9 protein-coding genes, 2 tRNA genes and 5 rRNA genes (1 of these 16 only partly in view) are annotated in these 19,570 nt (G+C 50.5%); 11 read left to right on the top strand and 5 right to left on the bottom strand.

The window, feature by feature from the left end:
• From L2Y54_RS21365 to rrf (L2Y54_RS21335), 7 genes are all read left to right on the top strand, one after another.
• Window positions 1–2,357: ribosomal RNA gene (locus tag L2Y54_RS21365) — 23S ribosomal RNA — on the top strand (it extends 470 nt beyond the left edge of the window).
• A 168-nt stretch (window positions 2,358–2,525) separates the two neighbouring features.
• Window positions 2,526–2,641, top strand: a 5S ribosomal RNA gene (rrf, locus tag L2Y54_RS21360).
• Window positions 2,642–2,953: 312 nt separating this feature from the next.
• A 16S ribosomal RNA gene (locus tag L2Y54_RS21355) occupies window positions 2,954–4,441 on the top strand.
• Window positions 4,442–4,528: 87 nt separating this feature from the next.
• Window positions 4,529–4,605, top strand: a tRNA-Ile gene (locus L2Y54_RS21350).
• 24 nt (window positions 4,606–4,629) lie between these two features.
• Window positions 4,630–4,705, top strand: a tRNA-Ala gene (locus L2Y54_RS21345).
• A 329-nt stretch (window positions 4,706–5,034) separates the two neighbouring features.
• Window positions 5,035–7,861: ribosomal RNA gene (locus L2Y54_RS21340) — 23S ribosomal RNA — on the top strand.
• A gap of 168 nt (window positions 7,862–8,029) precedes the next feature.
• Window positions 8,030–8,145, top strand: a 5S ribosomal RNA gene (gene rrf, locus L2Y54_RS21335).
• Together the 16S, 23S and 5S rRNA genes with 2 tRNA genes alongside form the textbook arrangement of a ribosomal RNA operon.
• 68 nt (window positions 8,146–8,213) lie before the next feature.
• Here rrf (L2Y54_RS21335) and lptG read toward each other — a convergent pair.
• From lptG to L2Y54_RS21310, 5 genes are read right to left on the bottom strand one after another with little or no spacing between them, the layout of a single operon-like run.
• Window positions 8,214–9,281 carry an LPS export ABC transporter permease LptG gene (lptG, locus tag L2Y54_RS21330; protein WP_236498929.1) on the bottom strand — a complete coding sequence of 356 codons (1,068 nt, stop codon included), beginning with the start codon at window positions 9,279–9,281 and terminating at the stop codon, window positions 8,214–8,216.
• The gene (gene lptF / locus L2Y54_RS21325; RefSeq protein ID WP_236498928.1) at window positions 9,278–10,348 is read right to left on the bottom strand and encodes an LPS export ABC transporter permease LptF; all 1,071 of its coding nucleotides are present in this window, start codon (window positions 10,346–10,348) and stop codon (window positions 9,278–9,280) included. The genes lptG and lptF overlap by 4 nt, the downstream gene beginning before the upstream one ends.
• Window positions 10,349–10,354: 6 nt before the next feature.
• Complete coding sequence (locus L2Y54_RS21790) at window positions 10,355–11,116, bottom strand: phosphatase PAP2 family protein (RefSeq protein WP_311196215.1); 762 nt, start codon at window positions 11,114–11,116, stop codon at window positions 10,355–10,357.
• Window positions 11,113–12,684, bottom strand: coding sequence for an ArnT family glycosyltransferase (locus L2Y54_RS21315; protein ID WP_236498926.1), 1,572 nt, complete (start codon window positions 12,682–12,684; stop codon window positions 11,113–11,115). The genes L2Y54_RS21790 and L2Y54_RS21315 overlap by 4 nt, the downstream gene beginning before the upstream one ends.
• Complete coding sequence (locus L2Y54_RS21310) at window positions 12,684–13,682, bottom strand: glycosyltransferase family 2 protein (protein WP_236498925.1); 999 nt, start codon at window positions 13,680–13,682, stop codon at window positions 12,684–12,686. Before L2Y54_RS21310 ends, L2Y54_RS21315 begins: the two co-directional genes overlap by 1 nt.
• 56 nt (window positions 13,683–13,738) lie before the next feature.
• On the opposite strand from L2Y54_RS21310, the gene L2Y54_RS21305 reads away from it, so the two are divergent.
• The 4 genes from L2Y54_RS21305 (at window position 13,739) to L2Y54_RS21290 (ending at window position 19,555) form a co-directional block, all read left to right on the top strand.
• Entirely contained in the window at window positions 13,739–14,677 is a 939-nt protein-coding gene (locus tag L2Y54_RS21305) for a lysylphosphatidylglycerol synthase transmembrane domain-containing protein (protein WP_236498924.1), read from the top strand.
• A gap of 19 nt (window positions 14,678–14,696) precedes the next feature.
• A complete protein-coding gene (locus tag L2Y54_RS21300) occupies window positions 14,697–16,097 on the top strand; it encodes an ArnT family glycosyltransferase (protein ID WP_236498923.1) in 1,401 nt (466 codons plus the stop codon).
• Complete coding sequence (locus L2Y54_RS21295; RefSeq protein WP_236498921.1) at window positions 16,094–16,783, top strand: phosphatase PAP2 family protein; 690 nt, start codon at window positions 16,094–16,096, stop codon at window positions 16,781–16,783. Before L2Y54_RS21300 ends, L2Y54_RS21295 begins: the two co-directional genes overlap by 4 nt.
• An 87-nt stretch (window positions 16,784–16,870) precedes the next feature.
• Window positions 16,871–19,555 carry a cellulose binding domain-containing protein gene (locus tag L2Y54_RS21290; protein WP_236498920.1) on the top strand — a complete coding sequence of 895 codons (2,685 nt, stop codon included), beginning with the start codon at window positions 16,871–16,873 and terminating at the stop codon, window positions 19,553–19,555.
• Window positions 19,556–19,570: the final 15 nt, after the last annotated feature.

The raw sequence follows: 19,570 nt of genomic DNA, 5'->3' as shown, positions 1-19,570 counted from the left end.
TAGAACCTGAAACCGTGTACGTACAAGCAGTGGGAGCCCTTTGGGGTGACTGCGTACCTTTTGTATAATGGGTCAGCGACTTACTTTCAGTGGCAAGCTTAACCGATAGGGGAGGCGTAGCGAAAGCGAGTCTGAACAGGGCGTTCAGTCGCTGGGAGTAGACCCGAAACCGAGCGATCTATCCATGGCCAGGTTGAAGGTGCCGTAACAGGTACTGGAGGACCGAACCCACTCCCGTTGAAAAGGTAGGGATGAGCCGTGGATAGGAGTGAAAGGCTAATCAAGCTCGGAGATAGCTGGTTCTCCTCGAAAGCTATTTAGGTAGCGCCTCGTGTATCACTCCTAGGGGTAGAGCACTGTTATGGCTGGCGGCTGACCGGCTTACCAACCCATTGCAAACTCCGAATACTAGGAAGTGCGAGCACGGGAGACAGACAGCGGGTGCTAACGTCCGTTGTCAAAAGGGAAACAACCCAGACCGCCAGCCGAGGTTCCCAAGTTGTGGCTCAGTGGGAAACGATGTGGGAAGGCACAGACAGCCAGGAGGTTGGCTTAGAAGCAGCCATCCTTTAAAGAAAGCGTAATAGCTCACTGGTCGAGTTGGCCTGCGCGGAAGATTCAACGGGGCTTAAGCCACACACCGAAGCTGCGGACTTGCATTTTATGCAAGTGGTAGAGGAGCGTTCTGTACGCCTGTGAAGGTGAACTGGAAAGTTTGCTGGAGGTATCAGAAGTGCGAATGCTGACATAAGTAACGACAAGACGGGTGAAAAACCCGTCCGCCGAAAGCCCAAGGTTTCCTGCGCAACGTTAATCGGCGCAGGTTAGTTGCCGCTAAGGCGAGGCAGAAATGCGTAGTCGATGGGAAACAGGTCAATATTCCTGTACCGGCACTAACTGCGATGGGAGGACGGAGAAGGCTAGGACAGCAACCTATTGGATGGTTGTTTAAGCGTTTAGGTGGGATTCTTAGGCAAATCCGGGAATCTATTAACACTGAGGCGTGATGACGAGGTACTACGGTACTGAAGTGTTTGATGCCCTGCTTCCAAGAAAAGTCCCTAAGCTTCAGGTTAGTGCTGACCGTACCCCAAACCGACACAGGTGGGCTGGATGAGAATTCCAAGGCGCTTGAGAGAACTCGGATGAAGGAACTAGGCAAAATGGTACCGTAACTTCGGGAGAAGGTACGCCCACGCAAGTGGGCCGCAGAGACCAGGCCGCTGCGACTGTTTATCAAAAACACAGCACTCTGCAAACTCGAAAGAGGACGTATAGGGTGTGACGCCTGCCCGGTGCCGGAAGGTTAATTGATGGGGTTAGCGCAAGCGAAGCTCTTGATCGAAGCCCCGGTAAACGGCGGCCGTAACTATAACGGTCCTAAGGTAGCGAAATTCCTTGTCGGGTAAGTTCCGACCTGCACGAATGGCGTAACGATGGCGGCACTGTCTCCATCCGAGACTCAGTGAAATTGAAATCGCTGTGAAGATGCAGTGTACCCGCGGCTAGACGGAAAGACCCCGTGAACCTTTACTATAGCTTTGTATTGAACTTTGAACCTACTTGTGTAGGATAGGTGGGAGACTATGAAACCGGAACGCCAGTTCAGGTGGAGTCGTCCTTGAAATACCACCCTGGTATGTTCGGAGTTCTAACCCAGATATCACAATATCGGGGACAATACATGGTGGGTAGTTTGACTGGGGCGGTCTCCTCCTAAAGAGTAACGGAGGAGCGCGAAGGTGTGCTAATCACGGTCGGAAATCGTGAGGTTTGTGTAAAGGCATAAGCACGCTTGACTGCGAGACAGACAAGTCGAGCAGGTACGAAAGTAGGTCTTAGTGATCCGGTGGCTCTGCATGGAAGGGCCATCGCTCAACGGATAAAAGGTACTCCGGGGATAACAGGCTGATTCCTCCCAAGAGTCCATATCGACGGGGGAGTTTGGCACCTCGATGTCGGCTCATCACATCCTGGGGCTGAAGCAGGTCCCAAGGGTATGGCTGTTCGCCATTTAAAGTGGTACGCGAGCTGGGTTCAGAACGTCGTGAGACAGTTCGGTCCCTATCTGCCGTGGGCGTTGGAGATTTGAGGGAAGCTGACCTTAGTACGAGAGGACCGGGTTGGACGAACCTCTGGTGTTCCTGTTGTCACGCCAGTGGCATTGCAGGGTAGCTATGTTCGGACGGGATAACCGCTGAAAGCATCTAAGCGGGAAGCCCCTCCCAAGATGAGATCTCCCTGACCCCTTGAGGGTCCTAAAGGGCCGTTGGAGACTACGACGTTGATAGGCTGGGTGTGGAAGTGCAGTAATGTATGCAGCTAACCAGTACTAATTGCCCGTGAGGCTTGATCCTATAACCCCAAACGGTCTACTAGAGATGTATGAATCGAAGACAGGCAACTGTCAGACCTCAGTTATTAAGTATCCCTGATATTTTTCCAGATTAGGTCGAGAAGACTACGGCAGAAGAGAGCATACCCGCCCTCACTGACCAACAAACCTTCCCAACCTTGCCAGTTTGCTTGGTGTCCATAGAGCTGTGGAACCACCTGATCCCATCCCGAACTCAGAAGTGAAACGCAGCATCGCCGATGGTAGTGTGGGGTCTCCCCATGTGAGAGTAGGTCAACGCCAAGCACTATTCCAAAAGCCCTGTATTAGTTCACTAATTACAGGGCTTTTATTTCCTCGCAGCATTAGGTTTTCTTAGTGTTTCGAGCAAATAAAAACTGAAACTTAAATGTCTTGACAGCTAGTCCTGATTCATTTAAGATTCGCCCCTCTCTGCTTACGGAGTAGAGCGCAGATTAACAAAAGAAGCCAGAAAACTTGTGTGGGGGCTTGTGATTGTGTCGAGAGGCACAGAAGCAAGCAACCATTGAGTTCACGTTAATGTAATATATACGTAATTTCGATGGATTTGCTCTTCAATTTCAAAAGATAAAGATTGAACTGAAGAGTTTGATCCTGGCTCAGATTGAACGCTGGCGGTATGCTTAAGACATGCAAGTCGAACGGAATCTTCGGATTCAGTGGCGGACGGGTGAGTAACACGTGGGAATCTACTGAGTAGTGGGGACAGCCCGGCGAAAGCCGGATTAATACCGCATACGCCCTACGGGGGAAAGGCGCAAGCCGCTATTTAACGGCTCCGCGTAAGATTAGCTAGTTGGTAAGGTAAAGGCTTACCAAGGCGACGATCTTTAGCTGGTCTGAGAGGATGGCCAGCCACATCGGGACTGAGACACGGCCGGACTCCTACGGGAGGCAAGCAGTCGGGAATATTGGACAATGGGCGCAAGCCTGATCCAGCAATACCGCGCGTGTGAAGAAGGCCTGCGGGTTGTAAAGCACTTTCAGTTGGGAAGATAATGACGTTACCAACAGAAGAAGCACCGGCTAACTCCGTGCCAGCAGCCGCGGTAATACGGAGGGTGCAAGCGTTAATCGGAATTACTGGGCGTAAAGCGTGCGTAGGCGGTTTTTTAAGTCAGATGTGAAATCCCCGGGCTCAACCTGGGAACTGCATCTGATACTGGAAGACTAGAGTGTGGGAGAGGAGAGTGGAATTTCCGGTGTAGCGGTGAAATGCATAGAGATCGGAAGGAACATCAGTGGCGAAGGCGACTCTCTGGACCAACACTGACGCTGAGGCACGAAAGCGTGGGTAGCAAACAGGATTAGATACCCTGGTAGTCCACGCCGTAAACGATGTCAACTAGCCGTCAGGCTCGCTTTAGAGTTTGGTGGTGGAGCTAACGTATTAAGTTGACCGCCTGGGGAGTACGCTCGCAAGAGTAAAACTCAAAGGAATTGACGGGGGCCCGCACAAGCGGTGGAGCATGTGGTTTAATTCGATGCAACGCGAAGAACCTTACCTGGTCTTGACATGTAGTGAACTTAGCAGAAATGTTTTGGTGCCTTCGGGAACACTAACACAGGTGCTGCACGGCTGTCGTCAGCTCGTGTCGTGAGATGTTGGGTTAAGTCCCGCAACGAGCGCAACCCCTATCCCTAGTTGCCAGCACGTAATGGTGGGAACTCTAAGGAGACTGCCGGTGACAAACCGGAGGAAGGTGGGGATGACGTCAAGTCATCATGGCCCTTATGACCAGGGCTACACACGTGCTACAATGGGTGGTACAGAGGGAAGCAAGACCGCGAGGTGGAGCAAATCCCAGAAAGCCATCCGTAGTCCGGATCGGAGTCTGCAACTCGACTCCGTGAAGTCGGAATCGCTAGTAATCGCGAATCAGCATGTCGCGGTGAATACGTTCCCGGGCCTTGTACACACCGCCCGTCACACCATGGGAGTTTGTTGCACCAGAAGCAGGTAGTCTAACCGCAAGGAGGGCGCTTGCCACGGTGTGGCCGATGACTGGGGTGAAGTCGTAACAAGGTAGCCGTAGGGGAACCTGCGGCTGGATCACCTCCTTTACGAGAAACGTCGCTCACACGATCACAAGTTCCCACACAAGTAGTCTGGCAGACCGCATTTATTGCAAGCGCTCTAGTACCGAACACGGGTCTATAGCTCAGTTGGTTAGAGCGCACCCCTGATAAGGGTGAGGCCGGTGGTTCGAGTCCACCTAGACCCACCACTCTTGCATCGCAAAAGGTTTTCAGGGGCCATAGCTCAGCTGGGAGAGCGCCTGCCTTGCACGCAGGAGGTCGTCGGTTCGATCCCGTCTGGCTCCACCACTTTCTGGTCAATGTCACAGTAACATTAGTCATAATGACACTAAGCACATAACACCAAAAAGGCATTGCAATAAATGCACACACCACGAGTAACTCCAAAAGTCACCGCAAAGCGAACTGGCTTCCCCAAAGGACACAGTTTATTTTGCACTGGCTTTTGTCGGTTCAACCTAAGTCGATAGGTCGTTCTTTAACAACATGGAAAAATATCAAGGCGAAATGTATAACTGAGAAGATTATATATCTCAAGATTGATCGTTACGAGATTATAGACACTCTGTAACCCGAGTCTACCAGCACAAAAGGAAGTAGACTGTTTCGGGTTACAGGATCAAGTGACTAAGCGTACACGGTGGATGCCTTGGCAGTCAGAGGCGATGAAGGACGTTATAGCATGCGATAAGCTACGGTTAGCCTGCAAATAGGCATTGACCCGTAGATTTCCGAATGGGGAAACCCACCACTTTTGTGGTATTCCGAAAGGAAGGCGAACGCAGGGAACTGAAACATCTAAGTACCTGTAGGAAAAGAAATCAACCGAGATTCCCCCAGTAGCGGCGAGCGAACGGGGAACAGCCGAATCTTTTAGTGTTAGTGGAATGGTATGGAAAGGCCAGCGATACCGGGTGATAGCCCCGTACACGAAAATGCTTCAAGGACATATTAAGTAGGGCGGGACACGAGAAATCCTGTCTGAAGATGGGGGGACCATCCTCCAAGGCTAAATACTCCTGACTGACCGATAGTGAACCAGTACCGTGAGGGAAAGGCGAAAAGAACCCTGGTGAAGGGAGTGAAATAGAACCTGAAACCGTGTACGTACAAGCAGTGGGAGCCCTTTGGGGTGACTGCGTACCTTTTGTATAATGGGTCAGCGACTTACTTTCAGTGGCAAGCTTAACCGATAGGGGAGGCGTAGCGAAAGCGAGTCTGAACAGGGCGTTCAGTCGCTGGGAGTAGACCCGAAACCGAGCGATCTATCCATGGCCAGGTTGAAGGTGCCGTAACAGGTACTGGAGGACCGAACCCACTCCCGTTGAAAAGGTAGGGATGAGCCGTGGATAGGAGTGAAAGGCTAATCAAGCTCGGAGATAGCTGGTTCTCCTCGAAAGCTATTTAGGTAGCGCCTCGTGTATCACTCCTAGGGGTAGAGCACTGTTATGGCTGGCGGCTGACCGGCTTACCAACCCATTGCAAACTCCGAATACTAGGAAGTGCGAGCACGGGAGACAGACAGCGGGTGCTAACGTCCGTTGTCAAAAGGGAAACAACCCAGACCGCCAGCCGAGGTTCCCAAGTTGTGGCTCAGTGGGAAACGATGTGGGAAGGCACAGACAGCCAGGAGGTTGGCTTAGAAGCAGCCATCCTTTAAAGAAAGCGTAATAGCTCACTGGTCGAGTTGGCCTGCGCGGAAGATTCAACGGGGCTTAAGCCACACACCGAAGCTGCGGACTTGCATTTTATGCAAGTGGTAGAGGAGCGTTCTGTACGCCTGTGAAGGTGAACTGGAAAGTTTGCTGGAGGTATCAGAAGTGCGAATGCTGACATAAGTAACGACAAGACGGGTGAAAAACCCGTCCGCCGAAAGCCCAAGGTTTCCTGCGCAACGTTAATCGGCGCAGGTTAGTTGCCGCTAAGGCGAGGCAGAAATGCGTAGTCGATGGGAAACAGGTCAATATTCCTGTACCGGCACTAACTGCGATGGGAGGACGGAGAAGGCTAGGACAGCAACCTATTGGATGGTTGTTTAAGCGTTTAGGTGGGATTCTTAGGCAAATCCGGGAATCTATTAACACTGAGGCGTGATGACGAGGTACTACGGTACTGAAGTGTTTGATGCCCTGCTTCCAAGAAAAGTCCCTAAGCTTCAGGTTAGTGCTGACCGTACCCCAAACCGACACAGGTGGGCTGGATGAGAATTCCAAGGCGCTTGAGAGAACTCGGATGAAGGAACTAGGCAAAATGGTACCGTAACTTCGGGAGAAGGTACGCCCACGCAAGTGGGCCGCAGAGACCAGGCCGCTGCGACTGTTTATCAAAAACACAGCACTCTGCAAACTCGAAAGAGGACGTATAGGGTGTGACGCCTGCCCGGTGCCGGAAGGTTAATTGATGGGGTTAGCGCAAGCGAAGCTCTTGATCGAAGCCCCGGTAAACGGCGGCCGTAACTATAACGGTCCTAAGGTAGCGAAATTCCTTGTCGGGTAAGTTCCGACCTGCACGAATGGCGTAACGATGGCGGCACTGTCTCCATCCGAGACTCAGTGAAATTGAAATCGCTGTGAAGATGCAGTGTACCCGCGGCTAGACGGAAAGACCCCGTGAACCTTTACTATAGCTTTGTATTGAACTTTGAACCTACTTGTGTAGGATAGGTGGGAGACTATGAAACCGGAACGCCAGTTCAGGTGGAGTCGTCCTTGAAATACCACCCTGGTATGTTCGGAGTTCTAACCCAGATATCACAATATCGGGGACAATACATGGTGGGTAGTTTGACTGGGGCGGTCTCCTCCTAAAGAGTAACGGAGGAGCGCGAAGGTGTGCTAATCACGGTCGGAAATCGTGAGGTTTGTGTAAAGGCATAAGCACGCTTGACTGCGAGACAGACAAGTCGAGCAGGTACGAAAGTAGGTCTTAGTGATCCGGTGGCTCTGCATGGAAGGGCCATCGCTCAACGGATAAAAGGTACTCCGGGGATAACAGGCTGATTCCTCCCAAGAGTCCATATCGACGGGGGAGTTTGGCACCTCGATGTCGGCTCATCACATCCTGGGGCTGAAGCAGGTCCCAAGGGTATGGCTGTTCGCCATTTAAAGTGGTACGCGAGCTGGGTTCAGAACGTCGTGAGACAGTTCGGTCCCTATCTGCCGTGGGCGTTGGAGATTTGAGGGAAGCTGACCTTAGTACGAGAGGACCGGGTTGGACGAACCTCTGGTGTTCCTGTTGTCACGCCAGTGGCATTGCAGGGTAGCTATGTTCGGACGGGATAACCGCTGAAAGCATCTAAGCGGGAAGCCCCTCCCAAGATGAGATCTCCCTGACCCCTTGAGGGTCCTAAAGGGCCGTTGGAGACTACGACGTTGATAGGCTGGGGGTGGAAGTGCAGTAATGTATGCAGCTAACCAGTACTAATTGCCCGTGAGGCTTGATCCTATAACCCCAAACGGTCTACTAGAGATGTATGAATCGAAGACAGGCAACTGTCAGACCTCAGTTATTAAGTATCCCTGATATTTTTCCAGATTAGGTCGAGAAGACTACGGCAGAAGAGAGCATACCCGCCCTCACTGACCAACAAACCTTCCCAACCTTGCCAGTTTGCTTGGTGTCCATAGAGCTGTGGAACCACCTGATCCCATCCCGAACTCAGAAGTGAAACGCAGCATCGCCGATGGTAGTGTGGGGTCTCCCCATGTGAGAGTAGGTCAACGCCAAGCATCAATCCTAAAGCCCCGTTAACGGTTTCCGTTGCGGGGCTTTTTTTATGCCTGTGATTTGCCAGACTTTAGCGTAAGCCACGTAACATCCACAGTCCACCCGCCAGAAATACCAACAAAGGCAATGTGGCTGCTAGTAATGGTGGAATGCCATACACGATCCCTACGCTTGCAAACATACGGTTGAACAGGAAAAACGTAATACCAATCAGAATCCCGATAAATACCCGTTGTCCGGCCCCCGCATTGCGTTGAAAACTAAATACAAATGGTGCGGCAATAATCAACATGACCAGTGTCGATAGCGGTGTGGTGAAATGCTGCCAAAAAGCCTGTTCAAAACGTTCACTGCTTAGGTCGTTTTCACGTTGATGACGAATAAAGTCCGCCAATTCACTAGCTGCTAACTGATTGGGTTTAACGGCAGCAATCGTGAGCACTTGCTCTGGAAGCAATCTGCTGACATGCTCTTGTGCCAAGCTTTCCTGTGTAACGCCATCGGTTTGAATGTGTTTGCGTTTGATTTCATAGAGCATCCAACCGTCATTGTCGCGTTCCGCACTGGCCGCATGGGTAATCCTGTCGATGCGTCCCGCTTCAGGATTTACCTCGTAGATAGCAACGCCTTCCAGCTTTTTTTCTGACCACAGTTTGGCAATATTGAGAATACGGTTGCCGTCTTTTACCCAAATGCCTTGATTACCGATGGCGAGTTGCTTTTGCTGCATCCGCAATTTAAAGCTATTGGCGCTAAGTTCCGTATGCGGTGCTACCCATTCCCCTAAGGTAAAGACCAATACCACCAAGACTAGCCCCAGTTTCAATGTCATCATGATTATTTGTTTGATGGAAATACCCGCTGCCCGCATGGCTGTGAGTTCGCTATTAGCGGCAAGATTGCCTAAGCCCAACAAACTTCCAATCAAGGTCGCGGTAGGGAAGTAGTCGTACAAGACTCGCGGTGTGCCGAGTAGAATGTAGTAAAGCGCTTGCAGATTACCGTATTGGGTTTCAGGGTTTACATCGCTGAATTCACCCAGTAGTGCGAAAAATCGGTCAAGTAATGCCAGCGACAACCACGTAATGAGGATGCTCGACAAGACACTTTTCCACAGGTAGCGTTCTAACAGATTCATGAGGGTTTTCCGTAATATTTGCGCAGGAGCCACATGGCTAACCCCAACACCAGTAGATGTACCCACCACATACCGAACAGTGGCGGGAAATCACCACGCGCTATCATGCCGCGCACCGTGCCAAGCACACTGGCATAAACAGCATAAATCAAGATCGCCACCGCAATTTTGCTGTAGCGTCCCTGACGAGGAGCGGTGTAACTCAAGGGGAAAGCCAGTAATGCCAACAAGGGTGCGGAGAGAATAATGGCAATACGCCATTGCAATTCTGCTTGAGATTCATTGTCGGTTTGTTGCCACAATTCCAGTGTGGGCGTGGCTGCCAAACTGTCGGTTGCACTGCGATTTTTCAGCGGAATGCGAATGCTGTGTTCCCCGAACCGGATAACAGTCATGCCCCCCTGTTCGGGATTGGATTCGTAGCGGTAGCCATCGCTGATTTGCAATACCCGTTCACCGCTCCCAGAATCAATGAACAGTATCGCTGATTTTGCCCAAATAAGCACTTCGCTGCTGCCGCTTTGTACGCGAATGAAGAAGCGTTCCATCACCGTGCGACTAGGGTCAATGCTTTCGGCAAGCGCGGTGTAATTACGTTCGGCGGAACCGGAGCTAACGAATTCACCGGGGGGAATGCCTGCCGCTTCCGGGCGTTCAGTAATTTCGTTGCGTAATTTATTGGTATTACTCTCCAGCCAAGGTGAAACAAAGATAACCAGTAACGCTAGTATCAAGGTGAGGGGTAAGACAAAGCTGAAAATCGCACGGTAAAAGTGACGCGGGGTAACACCTGCCGCCCGCAATGCTGACATTTCCGAATCACGATACAAACGACTGAAAGCCAACATCATGCCAATCAGCAAGGCAACGGGAATCAGGCGAATCAGTTGTTTCAGTGAGCCGTACCCCAATAAGCTCCCGACTAAATCGGTAGGCAAGTTACCGGTACTCGCATCCGCCAGCAAGCGCACGAACGTATTGCCAACAATAATCAGCGTTAATACCAATAAGGTAGCAGCAAAACTGAGGGCGATTTCTTTAAATAGATAACGATTGATGATACTCATGGATACTCATACACCAGATTTGCGCCAAACTTGCCAACTGTATGTCAATATGGCTAGCGTAGCACTGATGGCGATGAGTATCTGTAACCCCAATGCCTGCGGATAATCCGTATCCAGCCAAAATAGCATGAGAGCAAACAATAAAAATAAACCGGCTAATAAGCGTTGCCCTGTGATAGTGGTAGCCCCGTGCCAATGGGCTGCCAGTTTCCAGCCCGCCCACGCAGAAAACCAGCCCAATGCTGCACCTGCTGCAACATCCATCGGCCAATGCGCACCAACCGCAATGCGGCTAACGCCGACTAGCAACGCCAAACAAAACAGACCAGCGCTTAAGCGATTATTCCGTATCACCAGTGTCACTACGCCAGCCAGCACAAATGCTGCCATAGTATGCCCGGAAGGAAAGCTAGAATTGTGCAGTTCGAGACTGCCGATGAAATGCATTTGATCCCCCAATACCATCAGAGGACGATCCATTGTCGTTAAGGTCTTCAGGGTACGTGTAAAACCAGCCGCAAGCAGCCCAGCGAGCAAACCTGCCGCCAATAGTTGTGGGTAACGCAGTGCTAACAAACTTAATAATGCCAACGAAACCAGCGCATCACCCAAAATCGTTACGTTCGCCCAAAAGCTATCAGGCAATAATCGAAACACCTGATTCAAGCCATCAAATAGCATTAAATTGAGGTCAAACATCGCAATCGTTGCTGCCAATAGCCCCATGATGAGTATAGGAACGGCAACGGTTTCCGCCTCATCTCTCATGGTTTAACTATCCGTTTAGCTAGCACCAAGCCGCCTTGTTTGAACACCACCGCGTATTCTTCAGCGGGTTGCAGATACCCGTCCTTAGAAAACACGTATTCCCCCGGTTGTGGCGCACGTTTTGGGGTAATGGCTTCACGATAAACGGTAAAACTCGGCATATTGACCCCATCCATCACCAAGGTAGAGCCAGTGATATGGTGACGGGCAAAACGTGCTGCATCTTTAACCGCCCCTTGTTGGGTATACGCCACCACAGGAATCAACACACTGACCAGAAATAACGTTTGTAGCACTGCTACGCCAATCAAGCGCCAATAATTTTGCACCCTAGGCCAGAACAGCAAAGCAAGTAAGGCGCACAAGTAAATCCCCGCAGCGGTGCGGTAGGTTGTACCGGTTACTTTTTGCGATTGCGCTAACAAACCTTGCCAATACGGTGACGGGTTATCAGCCACCGCATTTGCCAGCAATTCCGGCAAAAATAGCAACACCGCCGCGATTAACGTAGCGGGTAACACCGCCAACCAACGCTGCGGATTTGCCCCCGTGTGTTGTGCCAGCAATAGTAATAACGGCGTAATACCGTATAACAGATAATGCGGCAATTGCGTGCTGGAAAATGAGAACAGCACCAATACCAACACAAACCACACACCCAGAAAACGTGAAAGCTGATCACCCGCAGGAAATAATGCCCATTTCTTCCCCAGCAACTGCACCAGCAAACCACCGAACGGCATAATAATGAACGGCAATGCCACGAGGTAATACCACAGGTATCCGCCGTGTCCTTCCATCGTCTCTGCAAAGCGGCTGACATTGTGTTTCAGAAAGAACCCATCAATGAATGCTTGCCCTTGCGCCAAGTATTCGAGGATATACCAAGGTGCAGCGACCGCCAGAAATACGCTTAACCCATAAGGATGGAACACCGTTTGCAACCAGCGCTGCCATTGCCCATTGCTGAGATACAAAAATGCACTCACCAGAAAAGGAATCGCTACCGCAATCGGCCCTTTACACAGAAAGCCCAAGCCTAGCCAGAAAAACACCCGAAAGTGCCGCATTCGCGTTGGCTGTTCCCAATAGCGCCAGATGTCGAAGAGTGCCAGCGTGATTAATAAATTGAGTACCGCATCCGCAGTCGCCGCTCGCCCAATAATCACGATCATGGCGGAAGTCGCGATCATCACCGCCGCGAGTATGGCTTGCTGGCGCGGCATTCGCGGTTTAGCGAAATAATAAGTTGCGATGACCCACGCACTGGCGGCTAACGCGGAAGGCAAACGCAATGTCCATTCGTGCAAGCCGAATGCGGAAACACTCAGTGCTTGCAGCCAATAAATCAGAATAGGCTTGTCAAAACGCGGCTCACCATTCAAAAAGGTGGTAATGAAATCACCACGCTGAAGCATTTCCCACGTTGCGGCGCTGAATGCACCTTCATCAAGATCAAACAGCGCGGGTGTGCCCAATTGCCAGAAAAACGCCAGAATAACCAACGGTAGCAGGAAGCCATCCCCGCTGTGCAGCAGCCAATGCCGCAGGCTTGCCGCGACGCGCATCAGGTAGGTTTGCGCCAGCCGTATTCCGGCTCAGCTTTACGCGGTGGACGAATGACGTAGGCATTGCGGCTGGACGATTCAAAATAAATCCGTGCCAGCAATTCCGCAATAATGCCCGTGGTCATGAATTGAATAGAGGTAATAACCAACATCACACCCGCCATTAACAACGGGCGACCCCCAATGTCATTGCCCATAATGAATTTGTCGATACCCAGCCAAGTGAGGATCAATGTCCCCAGCAAGCCAAATACCAGCCCAATCGTGCCAAATAAATGCCCAGGACGCGCCCGGAAACGCATAAAAAACCACATAAACAGCAAGTCGATAATGACGCGGAACGTGCGGGAAATGCCGTATTTGGATTCGCCACTCAAGCGCTCTTTGTGGTTAACGACACGCTCACCAATCCGCGAAGATGGCACAGCGGTGGCAACCCACGCGGGAATGAAGCGGTGCATTTCCCCGTAGAGACGCACTTTTTCCATGACCGATGCGCGGTATACCTTGAGGCTGCATCCGTAATCGTGCAGGTAAACCCCCGTCACTTTGCGGATTAACCGGTTGGCAATGCGCGAGGGAATTTTGCGCATCACTAGCGTATCTTTGCGATTTTTGCGCCAACCAACCAACAGGTCGAGGTCACGTTCCTGCAATTCTTCGATCATGCCGGGAATGTCGGCAGGGTCATTTTGCAAGTCGCCATCCAGCGTGACGAGGATTGTACCGCGTGCTTGGTCGATACCGGCTTGCATGGCAGCGGTTTGCCCAAAGTTGCGTTGCAATTCGACAACGTGGATATGATTACCAAACGTTTCAGCGGCTTCGCGTAAGCGTCTGAGGGTTTGGTCAGAACTCCCGTCGTCGACTAACACCAATTCCCACGGGTGTTCAAAGTTATCCAGTGCCTTGCTGACGTGTTCCACCAAGGGCATGACGTTACCTTCTTCATTATAGAACGGCACGATGATACTGATACTGTCGTTAGAATTTGTCATTAAACTACGATCTGCTTCGACTACAATTGAGCTGAATTATACTTGAAAGCGAGTGCATGATGACAGAACAAAGCAATACATCCGGTCAACGTTGGCATTTGGTGGCATCTTGGCTGGTGTTGGTGCTGTTCGTGGTAGGCGTACAGTACTGGATTGGTTGGCAAAGCGTATTAACCCCTTGGGAAGGTTTTAGTTGGACGCAAGGGGTGATTGCCTTGGCGCTGCTGATCTTGAGTTATGCGTTGCGGGCATGGCGCATGTACGATTATTTCCCACAATTTTTGAGTGGGCAGTGGTTGCAAACCTGGCGGCTGATGTTAATCCATAACGCGATGAATAATGTGTTGCCAGCACGAATGGGTGAACTGAGTTTTCCGGTGTTAATGCGCCGTTATTTTGGGGTGGGCTACGCGCATTCGGTATCGTCATTGCTGTGGTTTCGGGCGTTGGATTTGCATACGATTTTGGCATTTGCGGTATTCCCGCTGATGATTTCGACGCGCTTGCGGGTGTTGGCGTGGCCGTTGTTGTTTATCTGGATGTCGTTGCCGATTTGGGCGTATTTGTTGCGTAATCAGTTAGGCGTGCGCTTGGCAGGCAAGGATGGCAGCTTCAGTGTTTTTATGCAGAAAGCCGTACACGGTTTGCCGAACAGTTGGTGGGCGTTTTGGCGCAGTTGGGCGATGACTTGGGCAAACTGGGTGGTGAAATTGCTGACCTTGGCGTGGTTATTGAGCCAGTTTGTGCCGGATGTGAATTGGAATTTATTGTTGACCAGTGTGGTCACGGGGGAATTGACCAGTGTGTTGCCGATTCATGCGCCCGGCGGTTTTGGCACGTATGAGGCGGGGGTTATCGCGCCGTTATCACGCATGGTTGATGCCAAAGTGGCACTGACGGCGGCGGTGAATTTGCACTTGTTTGTGTTGGGCGCTGCATTAATTGGGGCGTTAATCGGTTGGTTGATTCCGTTGAAAACCAAGCCCAATGTTTGAGCGTCATAGCGGGTTTACGTTGCTGTTGCTTCTCTTGGGGGTAACGGCGTATCGAACGTGGGTGGTAGCGATCAATGGACTAAATCTGTACGTGGATGAGGCTCAATATTGGTATTGGGCGCAACAATTGGACTGGGGCTACTATTCCAAACCGCCGGTGATTGCGGCGCTGATTGCGGCAACCACTGGCGTGTGTGGTGACAGTGAATTCTGTGTGCGTTCGGGGAGTTTGCTGCTGTACCCCTTGAGTGCGTGGTTGTTGTTTTTGCTGACACGTAAGCTGTTTAATGCCCAAGTAGCATTGCTGGCGGCAGCACTGTTTATCACATTGCCTGCGGTAAGCTTGTCTTCTACGTTGATTTCAACCGATGTGGCGCTGTTCTTTTTTTGGACATTGGCGCTGTATGCGTTCGTGTTTGCGTTGGATAGCGATGCGTGGGATGACTGGATATTGCTCGGTGTTGCCCTTGGCTTGGGCATGTTGAGTAAATACACGATGGGTATTTTTCTGGTGTCGGCGTTGGTGTACCTGGTGGTAGCACGGCGCTTTGATTTATTACGTAATCCCCGTGCTTGGTTGGCGGTGATGGTGATGTTGCTAATCTTTGCGCCGAATATGTGGTGGAATTGGCAGCACGGGTTTCCCACTTTCCAACACACGGCAGATATTGCCGCAGGCAGCACGCAAGGCGCGTTGCATTGGGATGAGTTCGCGGAATTTTTCGGCGGGCAATTCGGGGTGTTTGGCGTATTGTTGTTTCCGCTGTTGTTATGGGTTATTGGGCGGGGGCAAGTGGCACATAAGACCTTATTGCTGAGTTTTACCTTGCCATTTTTGCTGATTATTATGGCGCAAGCGTTATTCGGGCGAGCCAATGCGAATTGGGCAGCACCGACTTACGTGGCGGCAACCGTGTTAATGGCGGCATGGTTGTACGCTAAGTGGAAAACCGTGACAGTGGTCTTGGTGTTGAATCTGGTGCTAGGTTTGCTGGTTTATCACCCTGCGCCGCTTAATCAGTTGCTCAATACCGATTTACACAAACGTCTGAAAGGTTGGGAGGTGATCGGGTCGCAATACCGTGAGATTCAGCAAGATTACCCTGATGCGCTGTTATTAGCCGAAGGCCGCGATGTGTTGAGCAGTCTGGCTTACTATGCCAAACCGGAAGGCTTGCGCGGGGTCAGTTGGAATCCGCAACACCAGATGCACCATCATTATGATTTGGTGACACGTTTGGATGACAAGCAAGGGCAAGATTTTTTGCTGGTGACGGCGAATACTCCACCAACAAGCATGAAACCGTATTTCGAGAGCGTGCAGCCCGTTGGTCAGTTGCAAGCTGTCATCCATTTGTCATGGAAACTCCATTATAATGTGTACTTATTGAAAAATTTCAGAGGTTTAAGTACACCGTGAACGTTTGGCAGCGTTATCCGCGAACTTGGCGATGGTTTAATATTGTACTGGCTTCAACTGTGGTGTTTTGGTTATCCGATTGGGATTTGCAGATCGCACAATTATTTCGGCTGGCTGATCATTGGTTGTTGGACGATTTTCCACTGTGGAAAGCCGTATTTTATGATGGTGTAACGCTCATCGTAATCGTTGTGTTTTTTGGTGGTTTATTGGCCATTTTGATCGGCAGTTTGCAGCGGCATTACCAGTTGCGCTTGTCTGCACTGTACGTGTTGCTAGTATTTTTGGTGGGACCGGGGTTATTGGTCAATACGGTATTTAAAGATCAATGGGGTAGACCGCGCCCCATACAGGTGGCGGAGTTAGGTGGGCAGGAACGTTATGTGCCACCGGGTTATTTTGTCACGAATGGTGAAGGGCGTTCGTTCCCCAGTGGACACAGTTCCATTGGGTTTGCGTTTGTGGCGTTTTGGTTTCTGTGGCGTCAGCGCAAACCGCAGTGGGCGCGAATGGCATTGGTATTCAGCGTGACGCTGGGTGCTGTTATCGGGGTGACGCGCATGGCAGCAGGGGGGCATTTCCTTTCCGACGTGATGTGGTCGGCGTGGGTGGTGCTGTTTGCTGCGTGGTTGTTGTACTACCCGCTCATGCGCATGGCGGAGCGTGAATATCGGCATATGAAGTGATGACCTTGTTATTATAAAATTCTATTGTTTAATTTAAATTGCGTATGATTTAAACTCTCCCCCTTAGGTATTTGCTGGGGGAACGTCATGGCAAGATGGCATATTAGGGTAGTCGCGTGGGTATTGCTATGGAGTTGTACATCAGTTTGGGCAGGCGCACCACTTATCGGTGGCAGTCCGCAAGCAACGGTAAATGCAGGGCAAGTTTACCAGTTTGCCCCCTCTGCGAGTGATCCAGATGGCGATAAATTAACATTCAGTATCAAAGGTAAGCCAGTATGGGCAGCGTTTGATACGAAAACCGGTGTGCTGAGTGGTACTCCTAACAGCAAACAAGCCAAACTATACAAAAATATTATCATTCAAGTATCCGATGGTAAGGAAAAGGCTGTACTACCAACATTTTCCATCACAGTAAACAATTCTCCTCCTACGATTAGTGGCGTGCCGCAGACTGCTTTAACGGTTGGGGCATCTTATCATTTTGCACCGAGTGCTTCAGATGCTAATGGTGACAAGTTAACTTTTTCAGTTGCCGGTAAACCTAAGTGGGCTAAGTTTGATACGAAAACCGGTGTGTTGAGTGGTGTGCCGACGAGCAAGCAAGCCGGTGTTTACAAAGCTGTGCGGATTCAAGTATCAGACGGTAAGCATAAAATTAGTTTACCCGATTTTGATATTACTGTTACTAATCCATTACCCACTATTACCGGGACACCTAACACACTGGCGTTAGTCGGTAAACCGTATCATTTTTTACCAACTGCAAATGATCCTAACGGCGACAGTTTAACTTTTTCTATTACGGGTAAGCCTAGTTGGGCTAAGTTTGATATGAAAACCGGTGTGTTGAGCGGTACACCGACAGCCAAACAAATCGCTGTTTCTAAGAATATCGTCATTCAAGTTTCAGATGGCACAAGCAAAGTTGCACTACCCGCATTCAATCTTGCGGTGGTGGCTGAAAATAAAGCACCAACCTTGCAGGGGACACCGCGCACACAAGTGAAAGTCGATAGCCTTTACCGTTTTGTTCCGATTGCAGCGGATGCAGACAATGATGCATTGACGTTCAGTATCCAGAATAAACCGACGTGGGCAGATTTTAATAATAAAACGGGAGAACTCTCAGGTACGCCCACCGCAAGCGATGTCGGTAAGACAAGCAATATTCTGATACAGGTTTCCGATGGTATTCAACAAGTAGGGCTACCTGCATTTACCATTGAAGTATTGGCTGACTCTCCGCCACCTAGTGCTACTTGTCACGTCAGTTATAAAATTACCAGTCAGTGGAATAACGGTTTCGGTGCAGAGGTAGTTATTAGCAACCGAGGTGATGCTTGGCAAAACTGGACAGTGACTTGGGATATGTTAAATGGTCAAAAGATCATTGGTTTATGGAATGGCAGTTACACGCAAACCGGGGGTGCTGTTAACGTAACCAATGCCACTTGGAATGGTAGCGTTGCTAAAGGCGCTTCTACTCAGTTTGGTTTCAACGGTTCACACACAGGTATTAACGCTATTCCAACGAATGTCGCAGTGAACGGCGTGCTGTGTTCTGGTAACGCTGAGCCACCGCAGCCGCCCGTGGGGAGCTGTGAGGTAAAATACACCTTGGTAGCGGAGTGGGACACGGGCTATACCGCCGATATTGAAGTTAAAAATACTGGTAGCACAGTTAGCGACTGGAGAGTCGCGTGGGATATGCCGGATGCTCAGCAAATTATCCAATTGTGGAACGGCAATTACACACAGACGGCGCAGCATGTGGATGTCAGCCCGAATGATTGGAATCGCACCATTAATAAAGATGCTTCGCTGCAATTCGGTTTTAACGGTTCGCATCAGGCTCTTAACCGCACACCTGGTAATATTTCTCTTAATGGGGTGAAATGCAGTGGGCAAGTTGAGCCGTCACCTCCTCCACCGCCTTCGTGTGAGGTGACATACCGTGTTCAGAATCAGTGGGATACCGGTTTTACGGGGACTCTCGATATTAAAAATACCGGTACGCCTTGGAATGGTTGGACAACCACTTGGACGATGACCAACGGACAAGTCTTAACGCAGTGGTGGAGCGGTCAGTTTTCCCAAGCGAGTGATAAAGTCACTGTAACGCATGAAGCGAGTAACAAAGTGGTGCGTCAGGGACGCAGTGTCTCGTTTGGTTTCAATGCGTCGCATACGGGTATCAATCCAGCGCCGATTGATGTCGCGGTGAATGGTACACGTTGTGGTGGTCAATCGGACACCGTGGTATTACCACCCAAAGCCCCTAGCACACTACAAGGCACTTTAGTTGCCAATAATGCTGAATTCAGTTGGCAAGACAACAGTACTGATGAGGCCAATATGGTGTTGGAACGCCGTGAAAATGCGGGTAACTGGTCAGTATTGGCGACCTTGCCAGCCAATACGGTGACGTATCAGGATAGCAATTTACTAGTGGGGGTGGCTTACGAATACCGGGTGAAAGCCGTCAATATTGCTGGTGCATCGGTTTACAGCAATACAGTTAGTGTCAAGCGTCGGGATAATAACGACATCCGTGCCGCCATGTTGGTTAACAACTGTGCGGCTTGTCACGGCACGGATGGCTATAGTTCCGGCCCCGGCATACCGTCCATCGCGGGTATGAACAAGGATTACCTGATACGCACCATGAAGGCTTACCGCACGGGTGATCGTGCTTCCAGTGTGATGAGCCGCATTGCCAAGGGCTACACCGATACGCAAATCGATCGCATGGTAGGGCAATCGCATTAAATATATCTTGTTTTA

It is taken from the genome of Thiothrix winogradskyi (assembly GCF_021650935.1).
GTDB lineage: Bacteria > Pseudomonadota > Gammaproteobacteria > Thiotrichales > Thiotrichaceae > Thiothrix > Thiothrix winogradskyi.
This window is presented reverse-complemented; position numbering and strand designations above follow the sequence as displayed.